Genomic DNA, 16153 nt, shown 5'->3' with positions numbered 1-16153 from the left:
TCGGCATGATGCTGCCAAGTCATTGATATAAAAAATAAATTGTCCTTTTATGAAGTATCTGTAAAGATTTCATTAACCACTCGCATGTTTCCATATCACGTAGCGCTAATAAGCGCGCGAGTGGGAACAAGAAGAAGTGGAATGCGATGCACAAGGACATGGAAAAACAATTGCAGGGCTACGGTCTTACGACCGCCCAGATCCTCTACCACCTGCCGGACCACCCGGCGATCCTGCAGACCTATGTCTGGCAGGACTACGATCTCGCCCCCGATTTTCCCGAAATGCGCGGCTTCCTGAAATTCTGGGAAGAGAAGCTCGACGGGCCGCTGCATTCGGTGCGCTACATCCACCGCAAGCTGATCTCGGCAACCGAGTGGCGGGCGCTGAAGGGCGAGTTCATCCTGCACTGATCGGCTCTGCAGCAGGCTGCCGAAAAGTGTGAGCGGTTCGGGCGGCATGTTCTGACCGCGTCAGACATGCGCCTCGCCATGACCGAATTCGCCTTCGTCGCGATCCGGGCGAAGCGCGAAAGCGAGCATGCCGAGATAGAAGGCGACGACAATGGCAATGACTGCAAGGCCGGGAACCGGCCCGAGCACGGCATTGTCGATGACATAGGCCCATGACTGCGCCTGCAGCGCCGGCATGCCCTCCGTCTGCAGTTTCGGCGTCGAGATCTTCAGGCACCAGGCGAGCAACAGGATGAAATACATCCAGCCGTAATTGCGTTTGAGCCGGCGGTGCATCGCCTCCTGATAGCTGAGCAGGAAGCGCGGTTTGCGCAGGCTACGGGCGACCACCATCGCCCATTCGCCGCCGGCCCCGGCCTCCGGCGCCAGAATCTCGGCGAAATAGCAGCGCTCGATCTGGCGAATGCGGGCACGGTAGATATCGAAGAAGCGGTAACGCCGCGCCTCGATCATCAGCAGCAGCGTCACCAGCATCATCCCGAACAGCAGCACTCCATGATGCGAAGTCGGCGTCGACAGCGACACCGAAAGCAGTGCTGCGACCACGGTGATCGCCCAGTTGGAGGTTCGGTCGATGCGGTCGCGCCAACTTGTCATCCGTCCGAGTTCACCGCGGTAATAATGAATGAGCGTGTTCGTAACCTCGCCTGGTGTACTTGGCAGCAAAGGCCGTGCACCCTCTCCTTCCCGTACCAATGACGTCCTGTCTTCCTTCATTTTCATGGCTCGTTCCTCCCTTCGTCTTCTTTTCAGCCATTCTGCGCCCGCAAGCGCGCCATTGCAAAACATCGAAAGCAGCCTTAGACGCATGCTTGAAACAAAAGGACGATGGACTGCTATGGCAAAGAAGATCGACGAAGAAGCCCTTGGCGAGGCCTATAACCGGGCGCTGGCGCTGGAAAAGGCCGGCGATGTCGACGCGGCCGTTGCAGCCTATGAGGAAGTCTTGGCAATCGATCCCGACGATCACGGCGGTGCGGCCGTGCGCATCGCCGCGATGGGCCGCGGCGAGACGCCGGTCAGGGCGCCCGACGCCTATGTCGAGACCTTGTTCGACCAGCATGCCGAGGTTTTCGAGGACGTGCTCGTCGAGCAGCTCGGCTATCATGTGCCGATGCTGGTGCGCCAGCGACTGCAGACGCTGAAACTCGGACCGTTCAAGCGACTGCTCGATCTCGGCTGCGGCACAGGTCTCACCGGCGGCGCACTGCGCGATCTCTGCGCTGACATGACCGGCATCGATCTATCGGAGAAGATGGTCGAGATCGCCCATGAGAAGGATCTTTACGAGACGCTCTTCGTCGCCGAGGTCGAGGATTTCCTCGACGACAACGATGAGGAAGCCTTCGACATCATCACCGCCACCGACGTGCTGCCCTATCTCGGCGCACTCGAACCGCTGTTCTTCGGCGCCGCCGAGAACCTGACGCCGGGCGGCCTGTTCATCTTCTCCTCGGAGACCCTGCCCGAGGAAATCCTCGCCGGCCGCGCCTACATGGTCGGGCCGCACCAGCGCTTCGCCCATGCCGACGCCTATGTAAGAGAACGCCTGACGGCCACCGGTTTCGAACTCGTCGAGATATCGGATATCAACGTGCGTATGGAAGACGGCCAGCCGACACCCGGCCATCTGGTCATCGCTCGCTATATCGGCTGACGGATACTTGCACGATTGGCGAAGTATCTATTGCCTGAGACGTCGCAACCTGATAGTTAGTCGATCGGTAAAGTTTACCGCAACGATAGGAAAGGTTGCCGCATGTCGCTCGTGCTCTATGGGCATCCGCTCGCCTCCTTCTGCCACAAAGTGCTGATCGCGCTTTATGAAAACGCCACCCCCTTCGAAAATCGCATCGTCGACCTTTCCGATGAGACCTCACGCGCCGATCTTTTCCGTTTCTGGCCGATAGGCAAGATGCCGCTGCTCCGGGACGAGGCGCGCGACAGCACCATTCCCGAGACATCGATCATCATCGAATATCTCGAGCAATATTATCCCGGCCCCGTTCGCCTGCTGCCGCCAGAGATCGACCGGGCGCTCCAGGTCCGCCTCTGGGACCGCTTCTTCGACCATTATGTCCAGGCGCCGATGCAGACGCTCGTCAGCAATCGCCGGCGGCCCGAGGGCGCGGCTGACGAAATCGAGGTAGCTGCCGCCAAGACAACGCTCGCCACCGCCTATGCGATGATCGAAAAGCAACTCGCCGACAAGCAATGGATATCAGGCGACGCCCTCACCATGGCTGATTGCGCCGCAGCGCCTGCTCTCTTCTATGCCGAGACGCTGATCCCCTTCACTCAGGAACAGCCGAACCTTCGCGCCTATTATGATCGGCTGCTGGCGCGCCCGTCCTTTGCAAGGGTTCTGGAAGAGGCCCGCCCCTACTTCAAGTTCTACCCCTACAAAGACAGGCTGCCGGTCCGCTTCCAGGATACGGCGGGATGATCGAAAGCCAGGTGGATCTCGACCGTATGTTCCATGCGCTTTCCGATCGCAGCCGCCGCGGCATGATCGATCGCCTCGGCCGCGGCCCGGCCTCCGTTACCGAACTGGCCGCACCGCTCGCGGTTGCCTTGCCGACGGTGATGAAACATCTGCAGGTGCTGGAGGAGAGCGGCCTCGTGCTCTCCGAAAAATCCGGCCGGGTGCGAACCTATCGCCTGCAGCAGGATGCGCTTGCCACCGTCGAACGCTGGGTGGAACAGCGAAAGGTCCGCTGGACCACCGCCTTCGACAGGCTGGATCAATTTCTCGCCGATGAAACAAAGGGCCTTCCCGAATGACGACACGATCCGCCGAACATGCCACCCTCGTCATCGAGCGCCATTTGAAAGCGCCGGTTGCCCGCGTCTTCCGTGCCTGGTCGGCGCCGGAGGCCAAGCGCCAATGGTTTGCCTGCCATGGTGACTGGGTGCCGCTCGACTACCGGCTCGATTTCCGCCCCGGCGGCACGGAAAGAAACCACGTCGCCGATACCGACGGCCTTCTGCACGCCTATGACGCCCATTACATCGATATCGTACCCGATACCCGCATCATCTATGCCTATGAAATGAAGCTCGGTGAAACCCGCATCTCCGCCTCGTTGACCACCGTCGCCTTCGACGCCGAACCCGGCGGCACCAGAATGGTCTTCACAGAGCAGGTGGTCTTCCTCGACGGCTACGCCGACAACGGCGCCCGCCTCCAGGGCACCGAAATCGGCCTCGACAATCTGGAACTCTTCCTCGAGCGCGAGGAAAGCCAGATTCATTGACGTCAGGCGATCTGCCAGGGGTCAAGCGTTGCTTGATTTCTTCCGCGAGCCGGCGGGGCGAGTTGAAGTGTTGAGTGTGACGGCACTCCGAATGAGCGCCTTCAACGCCTCCTCGTCGATCTCGTCGCCCTCATGAAAATCGATGGCGCGCCTGACATTGCCGTCAAGGCTGGAATTGAAGAGGCCTGAGGGATCCGCCAGCGAGGCGCCTTTGGCGAAGGTCAGCTTCACCACGCTCTTATAGGTCTCGCCGGTGCAGATGATGCCGGCGCGCTCCCACACCGGAACGCCTCTCCACTTCCATTCCTCGACCACCGCGGGCTCGGCCTGCCGGATGAGCATGCGGACGCGGGCAAGCATCTCGCCCCGCCAATCGTGCAGTTCCTCGATCCTCGCATCGATCAGCTGAGAGGGAGAGGCTCCCTCGTTTCCTTCCCCGGAATCGCTCTTCTTCATGACTGCTGTCGCTTTCTTCATCGTTGTCGTTGCTGGATGCCGGCCTGGCATCCGCTCACATCCGTTCGCCGGGCAATTGGCTGGCCTGCTCCACCCAGGCGGCGAGCCGGGCTTCGTCGATTTGGTCGCTCTCGCGGATGTCGAGGTAGCGCACTTCCTTCTGCTTGGATTGGCCGGGCGGCAGAGGATGCAGCGACGTGCCGCGGAAGAAAGCCACCTTGACGTATTTCGTGAAGCAATGAACGCCGAGGAACCAGCCCTGCCCTTCAATGCCGTAAAGGGGCGAATTCCATTTGACGGCCTTGTATACGCCGGGCACCGTGCGCGTGATCAACACATCCAGGCGGTGCCCGACGTCGCTTTTCCAGCCCGGCATGGCGGCGATATAGGCTTGCACCGGAGCGTCGCCGTAACCCTTGGCGATTTGAGGGTTGCCGCCGGAGAGAAGCGTTGGCTCCCCGGTGGCCGGCTTGGCCGCTACCTTCTTGGTGACCTTCGCTTCGGTCTTGGACGTCTTGCCGGCCATCGCCTTCACTCCTATCCGCCGTTGCGTCCCGCGCCGCGCCATCGGGTGGCATATGGCAGCACGAACAAGTAGAGACCGGTAAGCAGGAGCAAGGTGAGCGGCAACAGCGCCAAGAGGCCCACCCAGACGGACGATTTCTCCCGCACCATGGCGATGATATTGGCGATGACCGCCACCGTAAAGGCAATGGACAGCCATCGGTGGATCTGCCGAAACCAGTTGTTCCAGTTCAATTGGGACCTCCTCCTCGAAATGAGCCTTGACGATGGGCTGCTTGCCGGGCGGGCGCCTCTCACTCTGTCCGCGCGAGAACCTGCTCCAGCTTTTCGAAGAACTGCGGCCAGCCGCTCCTGGCGCCTCCATAGGCCTGCCGCTGATCCGGCCGGAAACCAGACTGTTCCATGCGCAGATGCGTGCCCGTGCCTGTCGGCGTGAGCGTCCAGGTGACGACGGTTTCGAGGCCATAGGCGCCCCAGCTATAAGCGAGCGTCTTGTTCGGCTCGACCTCCAGAACCCGGCAGTCGACCGAGCCCCAATCGGCATTGAAGTTGAAACGGTGGTCGACGACCGGTTTGAAGTCACTCTTCATCAGCCACTCCTGGATCAGGTGCGGCTGGGTGAGCGCGCGCCAGATCTTGTCCGTGGGAAAATGCATCTCCCGTTCGATCACGACGGAACGTGTTTCGGTCGATATATAGGTCATTGATCCATCCTCTTCAGCAAATCTTCGAGCGCGTCGAAACGGCTTTGCCAGAAGCCCGCCATCTCACTTGTCCAGTCGACCAGTGGCGCCAGCGCACCGAGCTGGGCACTATAATGCGTCTGGCGACCTTCGTGGCGGTCGCGCACCAATCCGGCCTGCTTCAGGATTCCGAGATGTTTTGAAACGACTGGTTGCGAGACCCCTGCCCGCGCCGTCAGAGCTCCGACCGTCTTTTCTCCTTCACGGCACAGCCGCTCGAAAAGCGCCCTCCGGGTCGGGTCGGCGAGCGTTCTGAAGAGCATGTCCTGAGCGTTCGACATCTACGATCCATACCTCAATAGCTATGAGTCATACGTATAGCCATAGAGGTATGAGTGAGTCAAGTTGGCGCAAGACGACTTGAGGGAGCCATTATTGGTGAGTTACGCGCATGCAGCAGCATGCCTCGGCAGAGAACAGTGATTTCTCATACCCATGCGCCTATCAATTTCGCCATCGGTCATGCATGATCGCGTCGACACGCCTCGCCTATGCCGAGATCATGCAGCTTTGCGAACAGCGCTGGGATCAATGACCGCCGTCGGTGCCCAGGATCGCGGCGAGCAGCCGGCCTTCGAGCTCGGCAAGGTCGGGGTTACCATGCCGGCGCGGATGCGGATAGGGAATGGGAAGATCGAGCGCGATCCGCCCCTCGTCGAGCACGATGACCCGATCGGCGAGATGCACCGCTTCGCTGACATCGTGGGTGACGAGCACAGTGGTGAAACCGAGTTCGCGCCACACGCGATTGATGAGTTCCTGCATGCTGATCCGCGTCAGCGCATCGAGCGCGCCGAGCGGCTCATCCAGCGCCAGCACACCCGGCCGGCTCACCAGCGCCCGTGCCAGCGCCACACGCTGCCGCTGACCGCCGGAGAGCCGCGCCGGCCATTCGCCGGTCTTCTCGCCAAGCTGGACTTCGGCAAGCACGGCCTCAGTCGCCTTCAGCGCCGCCCGTCGGTCGATGCCGTCACCGAGCCCGACCACGACATTGTCGGCGACGCTGAGCCAGGGCAGCAACCGCGGCTCCTGGAAAACGATGCGCGCATTCGGGCTCGCCTGTGCGCCCTCGGCATCCTCGAAATGCAATTCGCCGGCGCTCGGCTCGTCAAGGCCCATCAGGATGCGCAGCAGCGTGCTCTTGCCGCAGCCGCTCTTGCCGATCACGGCAACGAACTGGCCGGCCGGAATATGCAGGTTGATGCTGCGCAACACGCGGTTGGTCCCAAAACTCTTTTCAAGCCCCGTCAGGCTGATCGCCGCCGCCCCCGCGGGGGCGATGCGTTTCGCCGCAGATTCATAGGCCGGCTCGTCGGCGGCAGCGTGAAAACGCTCATGCGCAATCGATGTCATGGCGTCTCTCCTATTTCTGATAGACCGGGTTCCAGGCGAGCGTCCGCTTCTCCAGCGCCCGGGCGATGACATCGGCAAGCTTGCCGAGCACGGCATAGATGACAAGGGCGAGCACGACGACGTCGGTCATCATGAATTCGCGAGCATTGTTGGCCATGTGACCGATGCCGGACGATGCAGCGATCGATTCCGATACGATCAGCGTCAGCCACATGATGCCCAGCGCATATCTCAAGCCGACGAAGATCGACGGCAGCGCGCCTGGAAAGATCACCTTGCGGAACAGCGTCCAATTGCCCATGCCATAGACCTTGCCCATCTCGATCAGGTCGCGATCGACATTGCGCACTCCATGATAGGTGTTGAGATAAACCGGGAAAAGCACGCCGAGCGAGGTCAAAAAGAGCTTCGATTCCTCGCCGATCCCGAACCACAGGATGACGAGCGGGATCATCGCCAGGTGCGGAATGGTGCGCAGCATCTGCAGTGTTGTATCGGTCAGCTGTTCGGAAATGCGCGACACGCCATTGGCAATGCCGAGCAGGAAACCGATCGAGCCGCCGACGAGAAGGCCGGCAAAGGCGCGGCCGGCGCTCACCAGCACGTCGTTCGGCAACTGGCCGGAAACCGTCGTCGACCAGAAGGCGAGGCCGACATCGGCCGGCGACGGCATGATGCGCGACGAGATCCAGCCGACAGAGGAGGCAAGCTGCCAGAAGGCCACGATCACCACCGGCACCAGGTAAGGCGTCAGCTTCTCCAGGCCGGGCAACGGCAGGCGTAAACCCGCCTTCGCGGCCTTTTCGGAAGCGACAGACCGTACGAACGGAGTATCGAAAGTCGACATGCAATGTCCTCACGCTTTTCGGGAACAGGACGTCGCAAGCCGTAGACGGCTTGCGACGGTGTCGCACTCTGCGTCTTCGTCGAACTCAGGAACCGGAGACGACTTTCAGATTGCCGCCATGGCTGCCGCCGGCGAAAACCTGCTTGCGCCCGAACTCATTGTTGAAGCCCAGGCGCTGCTGCTCGCGGGTGATGCCGAGTTCGGGGAAAAGCAGCTCGGCGACGCGATAGGCCTCTTCGAGATGCGGATAGCCGGAACCGATCACCGTATCGATTCCGATCTCCTGATATTCGCGAAGGCGCGCGGCCACCGTCTTCGGTGACCCCACAAGCGCGGTGCCTGCACCAGCGCGCACCAGGCCGACGCCGGCCCAGAGGTTCGGCGAGACTTCGAGTTTATCGCGGCGCCCGCCATGAAGGGCGGCCATGCGTTTCTGGCCGACCGAGTCGGACTCGTGGACGAAGCGCTCCTGCGCCTCGCGAATCGTATCGTCGTCGAGATGGCGGATCAGCCGTTCGGCCGCCTCCCATGCCTCCTCATCGGTTTCGCGCACGATGAAGTGCAGGCGGATGCCGAAGCTCACCTCGCGACCGCGCTCGCCGGCGGCCTTGCGCACCTTGGCGACCTTTTCGGCTACCTGCGCCGGCGGCTCGCCCCAGGTCAGGTATTTGTCGACACGGCCGACGGAGAAATCGATGCCGGCGTCCGACGAGCCGCCGAAATAAAGCGGCGGGCGCGGGTTCTGCACCGAAGGAAAGCCGAGGCGCGCATTGGTCGCCTTGATGTATTTGCCGTCGAAGCTTGCCGTTCCCTTTTCCAGCAATTCCTCGAAGACGGTGAAGAACTCCTCGGCATGGGCATAGCGCTCGTCATGCTCGAGATGGATGCCGTCGCCGGCAAGCTCCGCCGGGCTGCCGCCGACGACGATGTTGAGCAGCAGCCGGCCGTTGGAGATGCGGTCGAGCGTCGTCGCAAGACGCGCATAGTAGGCAGGAGACGCCGTGCCGGGGCGGATCGCCACCAGGAACTGCAGCTTCTCGGTCTTGGCGGCAAGAGCTGCCGCCGTCACGAAGGATTCTTCGCAGGCAACCCCAGTCGGCAGCAGCACGCCGGAATAGCCGAGCCGGTCGACGGCCTGGGCGATCTGCGTGAGATAACCGATCTCGGGCGCGCGGTTGAGCTCGGAGGAGCCGAGATAGGTGCCGTCGCCTGAGGTCGGGATGAACCAGAGGAAATTGATGGGATTTGAGGTGGTGGTCATGGAAGACGGTCCTTTGCTGCGAATTCGAAAATCAACACGCGGTCGAGATGGCCCCCGGGCAAGCGCAAACCGTCTGCCTACGCAGCGCCGCCGCACGGATGCTTGGGAGGATCGCGGTGGCGGCGCAGGTCGTGAGAAGGCCGGGTGGCTGACTGTGCGTGAGCATCTGAATATTCCTGTCGATCGGCTGGCTACCTTCCCGGCACCCACCCACTGATCGCCAGAATAGTGACATAGACCACCAATTAGATCGACAATATCAATTTGCTATTGTAATCCGTTTTGGAGAATATTTTTCCGGATCGGCGACATGGAGGCCCACTCCATGTCGCCGCGCGAAAAACTTGGCCCCCGGCGAAAAATCAGCTCGCCTTGGGACGCCATACGATATCACCGGTCGTAAGCTTCTTCGGCAGGATGCCGAGCCCGTAGAACTCATCGGCGAGCGACTGCTGATAGGCGGCAGCGGCATCGGTGATGGTCGAGACGCTGCCGAGGTCGGCGCCGTTGCGCGTCAATGTCACGCGCGTCACCTCAACCGGCACGCCGGTGATCTCGGAAAGCTCCTTCACCGTCGCGTCGAGATTGCTTTGTGCCGACTTGCCGACCTTGGCAAGCTCGTCGATCACGTCGACGATCACCTGCCCGTTGGCGTCGGTGAAATCACGGTTGGCGAGGAAGAAACTGTAGGAGTCGACGATGCCTTCGGCGGTCGTCAGGATACGCGTCTCCGGATCGGCTTCGGCAATCGCCAGATAAGGATCCCAGATCGACCAGGCATCGATGCTACCATTCTTGAAGGCGGCGGCGGCATCCGGCGGCGAAAGGTCGAGCTGCTCGACATCTTCGGGCTTCAGGCCCGCCTTACGCAAAACCTTGACGGTTACGTTATGGGCGCTAGAGCCGCGCTTGAAGGCGACCTTCTTACCCTTGAGGTCCTCAAGCGTCTTGATCGGCGAATCCTTGCGCACGACGATGGCCGAGGCTGCCGGGCTACCCTTGTAGAGACCGACATAATAGAGCTGCCCGCCGGCCGCTTGGGCAAAGAGCGGCGGCACATCGCCGGTCGCGCCGAAATCGAGGGCGCCGGCGCCCAGTGCTTCGAGCAGCGGCGGGCCGGAGGTGAATTCCGACCAGCTGACGGTAATGCCGCGATCGGCAAGCCGCTTCTCAAGTGCGCTGCGACGCTTGGCGAGCGCCAACACGCCGTTCTTCTGCCAGCCGATACGGAACTCGCTGGCGGCAGCGCGTGCCGGCCTGACAGCTGGCAGGATTGCCGTGGCCGCGGCTGCTGCGAAAAGCCCGAGAGTTTGTCGACGTGAAATCATGACTTTCCCCTTTTTGATGGCGCCGAGCCTGTTTTCGGCTGGTCGACCTTTCAGCGATGAGTGTCATGATGATGAAATCTATAATTTATATCGACAATTTTATTTGCAAGATTCGGCCATTGCTGAAATTTTGCGGCCCGGATATCGCGGTTAAGCGGATTTTTTTCGCGCGTCCGCTTTGCCGGCTGCTATTCCACCCCGTCCCAGCCTTCGGCGGCCAGACGCTCACGGATGAAGGTTGGGCCGCCGGCAAGGCGCTTGGCAAGCAGGCTTGCGGGATCGACCATGCGCCAATAGGGCGTGAGCGTCGAAACCGGTTCGTCCTTTTCCAGCGCACCGAAGGACAGTTCGGCGATCGCACGCAAATGCCGCTGCACGGTCACCGGGCAACAGGCATCCGCCCCGTATTGGACAGCGAGACGGCGGCGGAGGACGCCGATGTCGGTAAGCACACCTTCCGGCGCTGATCGAATCTGCTCTACGACCATCTGCTGCGATGGAATGAGCATCGCCTGCGTTCCGCTGCGGCCTTTGCGCCGCGGCTTGATCGTCGGAATTTCGCTCATGTCACCCTCGGAACATAATGCCTTCTTCCCAATCTAGGGCTCGGCCGAACGGTGGCCAGCCTCCTATGCACCAATCGGAAACAAGTCCATCTTCACGGGCTTTTCTGCTCCCGCCGTTTCGGTTAATCCTCAAGCCTGCACTTGAGGAAAAGGATAGGACATATGGCTAAAGTCGCGTTCATCGGTCTCGGCGTCATGGGGTTTCCCATGGCAGGCCATTTGAAGACGAAGGGCGGCCACGATGTTACCGTCTACAATCGCACTGCCGAAAAAGCCGCCGCCTGGGCCGAGAAATTCTCCGGCAAATCCGCCCCTACCCCGGCAGAAGCTGCCACTGGGGCCGATTTCGTCTTCGTTTGCGTCGGCAATGACGAAGATCTCCGATCGGTGACATCGGGCGAGAACGGCGCCTTGCACGGTATGAAGCCAGGTTCGGTGCTGATCGACAATACCACCGCCAGCGCCGAGGTCGCCCGCGAACTTTATGCGGCGGCAAAGGAACGAGGCGTCGATTTCATCGATGCTCCCGTCTCCGGCGGCCAGGCCGGCGCTGAAAACGGCGTCCTGACCGTCATGTGCGGCGGCGACGAAGCCGTCTTCGAACGCGCCAGGCCTGTGATCGACGCCTATGCCCGCATGGTCGGTCTGATGGGGCCGGCAGGCTCGGGCCAGCTGACCAAGATGGTCAACCAGATTTGCATCGCCGGCCTCGTCCAGGGGCTTGCCGAAGCGCTGCATTTCGGCAAGCGCGCCGGCCTCGATATCGAAAAGGTCGTCGAGGTGATCTCCAAGGGCGCAGCCGGATCCTGGCAGATGGAAAACCGCCACAAGACCATGAACGCCGGCAAATATGATTTCGGCTTTGCGGTCGACTGGATGCGCAAGGATCTCGGCATCGTTCTCACTGAAGCTCGCCGCAACGGCGCCAAGCTGCCTGTCACCGCCGTCGTCGACCAGTTTTATGGCGACGTTCAGGCGATGGGCGGCAATCGCTGGGACACATCCTCGCTGCTCGCCCGCCTCGAGAAATGATCGGCCCCTCCTCCGATGCGGCCGGATTGATCGCGCATCTCGAAACGCTGCGCTCGGAGGAGAATGTCGCCGCCATGGCGCGCTTTGGTATCGTCACCGGCCGCGCCCTTGGTATCTCCAATCCCGATATCAGGGCGGTCGCCAGACTGGCGAAGAAGGATCACGTCAGGGCGATGCAGCTCTGGCGAAGCGATATCCGCGAAGCCCGCCTGCTCGCCCTCTACACCGCCGAGCCGAAACGCTTGACGATGGAAGAGGCTCAAAATTGGGCCAATGATTTCGACTCATGGGAAATCGTCGATTGCGCCGCCGATCTCTTCGTCGAGGCTCGGCTGGATGACCTCGTCCGGGACTTCGCAGACGACGAGCGCGAATTCGTCCGACGCACCGCCTTCGCCATGATATCAGGTGCCGCCGTCCATCGAAAGAAGGAGCCCGATGCGGCCATCCTTGCCTGGTTGCCGCTGATCGAGGTCCATTCCGACGATCCACGAAACTTCGTGCGCAAGGCGGTGAATTGGGCGCTGCGCAGCATCGGCAAGCGTAATCTCGCCTGCCATGCGCCGGCGCTGGCGCTCGCAACGACCCTGGCGGAGAGCTCAGACAAAACCGCCCGCTGGATCGGCAAGGATGCAGTCCGGGAATTGGCCGGCGAAAAGCTGCTGGCGCGGCTGAGATAAGTTAGAGGCCGGCTCCAAGGTGCCGCGCCTCTTCGTCAATGCTGCCTGGATTTCTCGACCAGGAAATCGATTAGCACGCGAACTGCCGGCGGCATGCCCTTGGCGGTCGTGAAGACGATGTAGAACTGGCTCTCCTCCGACTGCCATTCCGGCAGCACCCGCACCAGTTTGCCCGCCCGGAGATCGGCCTCGCAGGCACTCTCGAGCAAAAGCCCGAAGCCGAGGCCGGCACGGGCCGCGTCGAGGATGGCTGTCATGCTGCGGCAGGTGAGCCGCGGCTGATGCCGAATCACTCGTTTGACGTCATTTGGACCGATCAATTCCCAGGTATGGAACGACACCCATGACGTCATCGCCAACGTCGGCAGATCGGCGAGATCATCCACACCATTCAAGCTACCGGTACGCTCGACGAGCGCGGGACTTGCCACCAGGATACGCCTGATACGGTCGAGCTTGCGCATCGTCAGGCTCGTCTGCGTCTCCGGCTCGTTGGTCGCCCTCACCTCAAGGTCGATCCGTTCGTTGATGAGGTCGGCGCGCCGGTCGGAGCCGATGATCTGCAGCTTGATCTTTGGATAACGTTCCAGGAATTCGGGCAGGATCCCCCCGACCGAAATGTCGACGAGACCGAGCGGACAGGCCATCCGCACCACACCTTGCGGGTCGGACTGAGCCTCGCTGACGAGCGATTTGGCGCGATCGGCCTCCTGCAGGATGGTCTGGCATCTTTCGTAGAAAGCTTGGCCGATCTCTGTCACCCGGAAGTGACGGGTCGAGCGTTCTATAAGCCTTGCGCCAAGACCGTCCTCAAGCCGGCTGACCCGCCTGCTCAGTTTCGAACGCGGTATCTTGAGATCGCGACTTGCAGAAGCAAAACCGCCGCTGGAGACGACAGCGGCGAAATAATAATAATCGTTGAGATCATCCATAAGCACAAGCTATCCGAGAGTAGGAATGAAGGCCAGCCCCTGCAAAAGTTGTACCCTCTCTCCAAAAAAGCTGTGATCACATTGTCGGCATTGGACTTTCTTTTCACGACATGTTGCGGCAAAGCCAACCAACGCCGAGCAGGACAGCAATCGACAGCCGTTCTGTGCGGTATTTCTATCGGCTGAACCAGCTCATTTCAAAAATTGGAAAAACGGGGGCCTCGGGAAACAAGGCTGGCAGGATGCCGACCTGCGATACGCAACGCGCCGGTTCGGCTCACCTGAAAGGCCATCGTGATCGACGGCGTTGAAGACTGCACGCCAAAAACAATGCAAGGACGGTCCGGCAGGGAAGACCGGACACGTCCCCGTAGCTGATCGGAGGTCACTCGGATCAGAAACTGATTTAAGTGCTCCCGGTCCGAAGACCGGGAGCATCCACCAAGTGGATTAGAACGAACGCTGCAGACGGAAGTAGCCCGTCGTGGAGTCGTCGCCATCATCCGGATCGAGGTACTGAACCGAAGCCTTGGCGTAGAAGTTGTCGACGATCTGGTAATCAACCGTCAGACCGACCTTCCATGCATCGCCGAGACCGTCGAAGTCATCCGGAACAACCTTGGAACCGCCAAAGTAGTTGCCGTAGTACTGAACGGCCGGGGTGATCTTGAGCTTGTCGGTTGCCTTGATTGCGTATTCGGCAGCAACAGCCCATTCAGCCGTCGAGTAGTAGGAGTTCGGGCCGGTGGAGTATACGCCGGCGAGGCCGAGCGTGCCGGGACCGATGTCAACCGTACCCATTGCACGGACAGCACCGTCTTCATTGTCGACGTCGTAGCCGGCAGTGATCTGGTAGCTGAACGCACCGGCAGTGCCGCCGAGACCAACAGCAACGCCAACGTTGTTGGCTTCTTCACCAACCTTGTAAACGCCATCTTCCAGTTCGTCGACGCTGATGCCGGCGTAGAAGGTGCCGCTTTCATACTGATAGCGGATGGAGTTGTGGAGCGTTACAACCGAACCGATGTCGTCGGTTTCGCCGGAGAGACCATCGTCCCACCAGCTGTAGAAGAGACCGGCGCGGAAGCCCGCGACGTCGAGGTAAGCGGAGTCGAGAATAGCTTCCTGATCGGTGGCGTTGTCAGCATTGAACTGCATGACGATGACGCCGGTCAGCGGACCATACTCGGTGTCGCTCTTGGCCGTGAACTGAACCTGACCGCGGGTGACGGCATCCCAGTCCGAATCGCCGCCGACATCTTCGCCAACGTTGACCTGGAAACGGATGTAGCCTTCGATCTTGAGGCAGGTTTCGGTGCCCGGGATGTAGAAGTAGCCGGTGCCGTAAGCGTCGCAGACGCGAACATATTCAACCGGTTCCGGCTCAGCAGCAACAATAGCGTCAGCTGCAAGAACCGGCGTCGATGCAGCAAATGCTGCTGCTGATGCAAGCAAAACCATTCTGATGTTCATTTACCAATCCATTCCTTTGTCGATCGGGGCTGGCTTCCAATCGGGTAGTCGATTTGAAGCCGGCCCAGTTTGAACAGCCATCTCGGCGTGCGGATCGATCGAACCGCCAAACCGTCATCACATACAAGGCTTGATCAAGCAATTCTCGATACACGCCAGATGGGTTCCGTTGAGCAACTTTCCCTGGGGACGTGATTTTTATACAACAATTTCAATTATCTAGGAAGAAAACACACCAAACGGCTCCGCGACGGAAATCCTCCATCGCAAGCCGCAAACGCTACGCCCCATTTGTCAAATTCTCCACCGTTCGACCCCCGTCGAACACACTGGTGAAGCGCATAAACTCTACCGCCGGCTAATGAACACATACAAGGCAGCGGCTTAGAACATGGTGTTCTGAATTCGATACCAATGCGACGAAATAATGACATAACGCCCACTGATGAGATGGATAATAACTCCGCAATCCTTACCAGGCTATATATATTTTGTGGATTCCAGCACGAATTGGGCGTTTTTTGCTATTTTTGGGGGTTTTGTGCAGTCCGAAGCCACATTGTCTTACTCTTAGCTCTTACCGAGCGAGTATACTTAAATGTGGCGGGGCCTGCCTCAAGCAGGCCGCAATCGGCGTGCGATCAAGCATGTCGCGTGCGGTCTCGGACCGCACGACTCGCTTTGTTGCAACTTATCGCTTTCCACGCGATCGGCGATCGCGCCGGGAGACTCAATCCTCGTTGGACTTGGCATTCTCGAGAATCATGTAGTCGAGCGGCAGTTGCGTCGAATACTTGATCTGCTCCATCGCGAAGGCCGAGGAGACGTCGCGAATCTCGATCTTGGCGATCATCCGCTTATAAAAGGCGTCATAGGCGGCGATATCGGGCACAACGACTCGCAGGAGATAGTCGACATCGCCGCTCATCCGGTAGAATTCGACCACTTCGGGGAATTCGGCGACCACCTCGGAAAAGCGCCGCAACCATTCGATCGAATGGGTGGCAGTGCGAATCGACACGAAGACGGTGACCTTGGTGTTGACCTTCTCCGGATCGAGGATGGCGACTCGGCGCTTGATGACGCCGTCTTCTTCCATCTTCTGGATGCGCCGCCAGCATGGCGTCGTCGAGAGCCCCACTTTCTTGGCGAGATCGGCAACGGCAAGAGTCGAATCTTCTTGCAGAAGACGCAGTATTTTTCGGTCGAGGCGGTCCATGCGCACAA

General features: G+C 60.3%; 21 protein-coding genes. 7 read left to right on the top strand and 14 right to left on the bottom strand.

Annotated features, from left to right (window positions below):
• Positions 1 to 146 precede the first annotated feature (146 nt).
• Positions 147 to 413, top strand: coding sequence for an usg protein (locus FHT79_RS10465; RefSeq protein WP_018242327.1), 267 nt, complete (start codon positions 147 to 149; stop codon positions 411 to 413).
• A gap of 60 nt (positions 414 to 473) precedes the next feature.
• On the opposite strand, the gene FHT79_RS10460 is transcribed toward FHT79_RS10465, so the two are convergent.
• A complete protein-coding gene (locus tag FHT79_RS10460) occupies positions 474 to 1196 on the bottom strand; it encodes a DUF2270 domain-containing protein (protein WP_063475036.1) in 723 nt (240 codons plus the stop codon).
• A gap of 115 nt (positions 1197 to 1311) precedes the next feature.
• Here FHT79_RS10460 and FHT79_RS10455 point away from each other — a divergent pair, with 115 nt between their 5' ends.
• From FHT79_RS10455 to FHT79_RS10440, 4 genes are all read left to right on the top strand, one after another.
• Entirely contained in the window at positions 1312 to 2130 is an 819-nt protein-coding gene (locus FHT79_RS10455) for a methyltransferase domain-containing protein (RefSeq protein ID WP_047610172.1), read from the top strand.
• A gap of 102 nt (positions 2131 to 2232) precedes the next feature.
• Positions 2233 to 2919 (top strand): glutathione S-transferase family protein, encoded by a 687-nt coding sequence (locus tag FHT79_RS10450; RefSeq protein ID WP_183903344.1) that lies wholly within the window; start codon positions 2233 to 2235, stop codon positions 2917 to 2919.
• Entirely contained in the window at positions 2916 to 3257 is a 342-nt protein-coding gene (locus FHT79_RS10445) for a metalloregulator ArsR/SmtB family transcription factor (protein WP_168333204.1), read from the top strand. Before FHT79_RS10450 ends, FHT79_RS10445 begins: the two co-directional genes overlap by 4 nt.
• A complete protein-coding gene (locus FHT79_RS10440) occupies positions 3254 to 3730 on the top strand; it encodes an SRPBCC family protein (protein ID WP_168333203.1) in 477 nt (158 codons plus the stop codon). Before FHT79_RS10445 ends, FHT79_RS10440 begins: the two co-directional genes overlap by 4 nt.
• 21 nt (positions 3731 to 3751) lie before the next feature.
• Here FHT79_RS10440 and FHT79_RS10435 read toward each other — a convergent pair whose 3' ends face one another.
• From FHT79_RS10435 to FHT79_RS10390, 10 genes are all read right to left on the bottom strand, one after another.
• Positions 3752 to 4207: a DUF1801 domain-containing protein gene (locus tag FHT79_RS10435; protein WP_063475037.1), complete on the bottom strand. Its 456-nt coding sequence runs from the start codon at positions 4205 to 4207 to the stop codon at positions 3752 to 3754.
• Between the two features lie 34 nt (positions 4208 to 4241).
• A complete protein-coding gene (locus FHT79_RS10430; protein ID WP_168333202.1) occupies positions 4242 to 4712 on the bottom strand; it encodes a DUF1801 domain-containing protein in 471 nt (156 codons plus the stop codon).
• Positions 4713 to 4723: 11 nt separating this feature from the next.
• Positions 4724 to 4945, bottom strand: coding sequence for a hypothetical protein (locus FHT79_RS10425; protein ID WP_047610181.1), 222 nt, complete (start codon positions 4943 to 4945; stop codon positions 4724 to 4726).
• Between the two features lie 59 nt (positions 4946 to 5004).
• Positions 5005 to 5415 carry an SRPBCC domain-containing protein gene (locus FHT79_RS10420; protein ID WP_183903343.1) on the bottom strand — a complete coding sequence of 137 codons (411 nt, stop codon included), beginning with the start codon at positions 5413 to 5415 and terminating at the stop codon, positions 5005 to 5007.
• Entirely contained in the window at positions 5412 to 5735 is a 324-nt protein-coding gene (locus tag FHT79_RS10415) for a metalloregulator ArsR/SmtB family transcription factor (protein ID WP_047610184.1), read from the bottom strand. The genes FHT79_RS10420 and FHT79_RS10415 overlap by 4 nt, the downstream gene beginning before the upstream one ends.
• A gap of 247 nt (positions 5736 to 5982) precedes the next feature.
• Positions 5983 to 6807, bottom strand: coding sequence for an ATP-binding cassette domain-containing protein (locus tag FHT79_RS10410; protein ID WP_168333200.1), 825 nt, complete (start codon positions 6805 to 6807; stop codon positions 5983 to 5985).
• A 10-nt stretch (positions 6808 to 6817) separates the two neighbouring features.
• Positions 6818 to 7654 carry an ABC transporter permease subunit gene (locus FHT79_RS10405; RefSeq protein ID WP_047610188.1) on the bottom strand — a complete coding sequence of 279 codons (837 nt, stop codon included), beginning with the start codon at positions 7652 to 7654 and terminating at the stop codon, positions 6818 to 6820.
• 85 nt (positions 7655 to 7739) lie between these two features.
• Positions 7740 to 8915 carry an FMNH2-dependent alkanesulfonate monooxygenase gene (ssuD, locus tag FHT79_RS10400; protein ID WP_047610189.1) on the bottom strand — a complete coding sequence of 392 codons (1176 nt, stop codon included), beginning with the start codon at positions 8913 to 8915 and terminating at the stop codon, positions 7740 to 7742.
• A 362-nt stretch (positions 8916 to 9277) separates the two neighbouring features.
• Positions 9278 to 10243 (bottom strand): aliphatic sulfonate ABC transporter substrate-binding protein, encoded by a 966-nt coding sequence (locus FHT79_RS10395; protein WP_097594304.1) that lies wholly within the window; start codon positions 10241 to 10243, stop codon positions 9278 to 9280.
• A 188-nt stretch (positions 10244 to 10431) separates the two neighbouring features.
• The gene (locus tag FHT79_RS10390) at positions 10432 to 10809 is read right to left on the bottom strand and encodes a hypothetical protein (protein WP_047610193.1); all 378 of its coding nucleotides are present in this window, start codon (positions 10807 to 10809) and stop codon (positions 10432 to 10434) included.
• Positions 10810 to 10971: 162 nt separating this feature from the next.
• Here FHT79_RS10390 and FHT79_RS10385 point away from each other — a divergent pair, with 162 nt between their 5' ends.
• On the top strand, positions 10972 to 11841 hold the full coding sequence (locus FHT79_RS10385) for an NAD(P)-dependent oxidoreductase (protein ID WP_047610195.1): 870 nt from the start codon (positions 10972 to 10974) through the stop codon (positions 11839 to 11841).
• A complete protein-coding gene (locus FHT79_RS10380; protein ID WP_097594303.1) occupies positions 11838 to 12521 on the top strand; it encodes a DNA alkylation repair protein in 684 nt (227 codons plus the stop codon). Before FHT79_RS10385 ends, FHT79_RS10380 begins: the two co-directional genes overlap by 4 nt.
• Before the next feature lie 35 nt (positions 12522 to 12556).
• Here FHT79_RS10380 and FHT79_RS10375 read toward each other — a convergent pair whose 3' ends face one another.
• The 3 genes from FHT79_RS10375 to FHT79_RS10365 form a co-directional block, all read right to left on the bottom strand.
• Complete coding sequence (locus FHT79_RS10375) at positions 12557 to 13453, bottom strand: LysR substrate-binding domain-containing protein (RefSeq protein ID WP_047610198.1); 897 nt, start codon at positions 13451 to 13453, stop codon at positions 12557 to 12559.
• A 450-nt stretch (positions 13454 to 13903) separates the two neighbouring features.
• On the bottom strand, positions 13904 to 14926 hold the full coding sequence (locus tag FHT79_RS10370; protein WP_047610200.1) for a porin: 1023 nt from the start codon (positions 14924 to 14926) through the stop codon (positions 13904 to 13906).
• A gap of 730 nt (positions 14927 to 15656) precedes the next feature.
• The gene (locus FHT79_RS10365) at positions 15657 to 16145 is read right to left on the bottom strand and encodes an Lrp/AsnC family transcriptional regulator (protein WP_004678404.1); all 489 of its coding nucleotides are present in this window, start codon (positions 16143 to 16145) and stop codon (positions 15657 to 15659) included.
• Positions 16146 to 16153: the final 8 nt, after the last annotated feature.

This window comes from Rhizobium sp. BK212 (assembly GCF_014197475.1).
Taxonomy (GTDB): Bacteria; Pseudomonadota; Alphaproteobacteria; order Rhizobiales; family Rhizobiaceae; genus Rhizobium; species Rhizobium anhuiense.
This window is presented reverse-complemented; position numbering and strand designations above follow the sequence as displayed.

Excerpts from the sequence above, each read along its gene's own strand:
- FHT79_RS10465 (WP_018242327.1), top strand. The coding sequence starts at position 147 with ATGCACAAGGACATGGAAAAACAATTGCAGGGCTACGGTCTTACGACC.
- FHT79_RS10460 (WP_063475036.1), bottom strand. The coding sequence starts at position 1,196 with ATGAAAATGAAGGAAGACAGGACGTCATTGGTACGGGAAGGAGAGGGT.
- FHT79_RS10455 (WP_047610172.1), top strand. The coding sequence starts at position 1,312 with ATGGCAAAGAAGATCGACGAAGAAGCCCTTGGCGAGGCCTATAACCGG.
- FHT79_RS10450 (WP_183903344.1), top strand. The coding sequence starts at position 2,233 with ATGTCGCTCGTGCTCTATGGGCATCCGCTCGCCTCCTTCTGCCACAAA.
- FHT79_RS10445 (WP_168333204.1), top strand. The coding sequence starts at position 2,916 with ATGATCGAAAGCCAGGTGGATCTCGACCGTATGTTCCATGCGCTTTCC.
- FHT79_RS10440 (WP_168333203.1), top strand. The coding sequence starts at position 3,254 with ATGACGACACGATCCGCCGAACATGCCACCCTCGTCATCGAGCGCCAT.
- FHT79_RS10435 (WP_063475037.1), bottom strand. The coding sequence starts at position 4,207 with ATGAAGAAAGCGACAGCAGTCATGAAGAAGAGCGATTCCGGGGAAGGA.
- FHT79_RS10430 (WP_168333202.1), bottom strand. The coding sequence starts at position 4,712 with ATGGCCGGCAAGACGTCCAAGACCGAAGCGAAGGTCACCAAGAAGGTA.
- FHT79_RS10420 (WP_183903343.1), bottom strand. The coding sequence starts at position 5,415 with ATGACCTATATATCGACCGAAACACGTTCCGTCGTGATCGAACGGGAG.
- FHT79_RS10415 (WP_047610184.1), bottom strand. The coding sequence starts at position 5,735 with ATGTCGAACGCTCAGGACATGCTCTTCAGAACGCTCGCCGACCCGACC.
- FHT79_RS10410 (WP_168333200.1), bottom strand. The coding sequence starts at position 6,807 with ATGACATCGATTGCGCATGAGCGTTTTCACGCTGCCGCCGACGAGCCG.
- FHT79_RS10405 (WP_047610188.1), bottom strand. The coding sequence starts at position 7,654 with ATGTCGACTTTCGATACTCCGTTCGTACGGTCTGTCGCTTCCGAAAAG.
- ssuD (WP_047610189.1), bottom strand. The coding sequence starts at position 8,915 with ATGACCACCACCTCAAATCCCATCAATTTCCTCTGGTTCATCCCGACC.
- FHT79_RS10395 (WP_097594304.1), bottom strand. The coding sequence starts at position 10,243 with ATGATTTCACGTCGACAAACTCTCGGGCTTTTCGCAGCAGCCGCGGCC.
- FHT79_RS10390 (WP_047610193.1), bottom strand. The coding sequence starts at position 10,809 with ATGAGCGAAATTCCGACGATCAAGCCGCGGCGCAAAGGCCGCAGCGGA.
- FHT79_RS10385 (WP_047610195.1), top strand. The coding sequence starts at position 10,972 with ATGGCTAAAGTCGCGTTCATCGGTCTCGGCGTCATGGGGTTTCCCATG.
- FHT79_RS10380 (WP_097594303.1), top strand. The coding sequence starts at position 11,838 with ATGATCGGCCCCTCCTCCGATGCGGCCGGATTGATCGCGCATCTCGAA.
- FHT79_RS10375 (WP_047610198.1), bottom strand. The coding sequence starts at position 13,453 with ATGGATGATCTCAACGATTATTATTATTTCGCCGCTGTCGTCTCCAGC.
- FHT79_RS10370 (WP_047610200.1), bottom strand. The coding sequence starts at position 14,926 with ATGAACATCAGAATGGTTTTGCTTGCATCAGCAGCAGCATTTGCTGCA.
- FHT79_RS10365 (WP_004678404.1), bottom strand. The coding sequence starts at position 16,145 with ATGGACCGCCTCGACCGAAAAATACTGCGTCTTCTGCAAGAAGATTCG.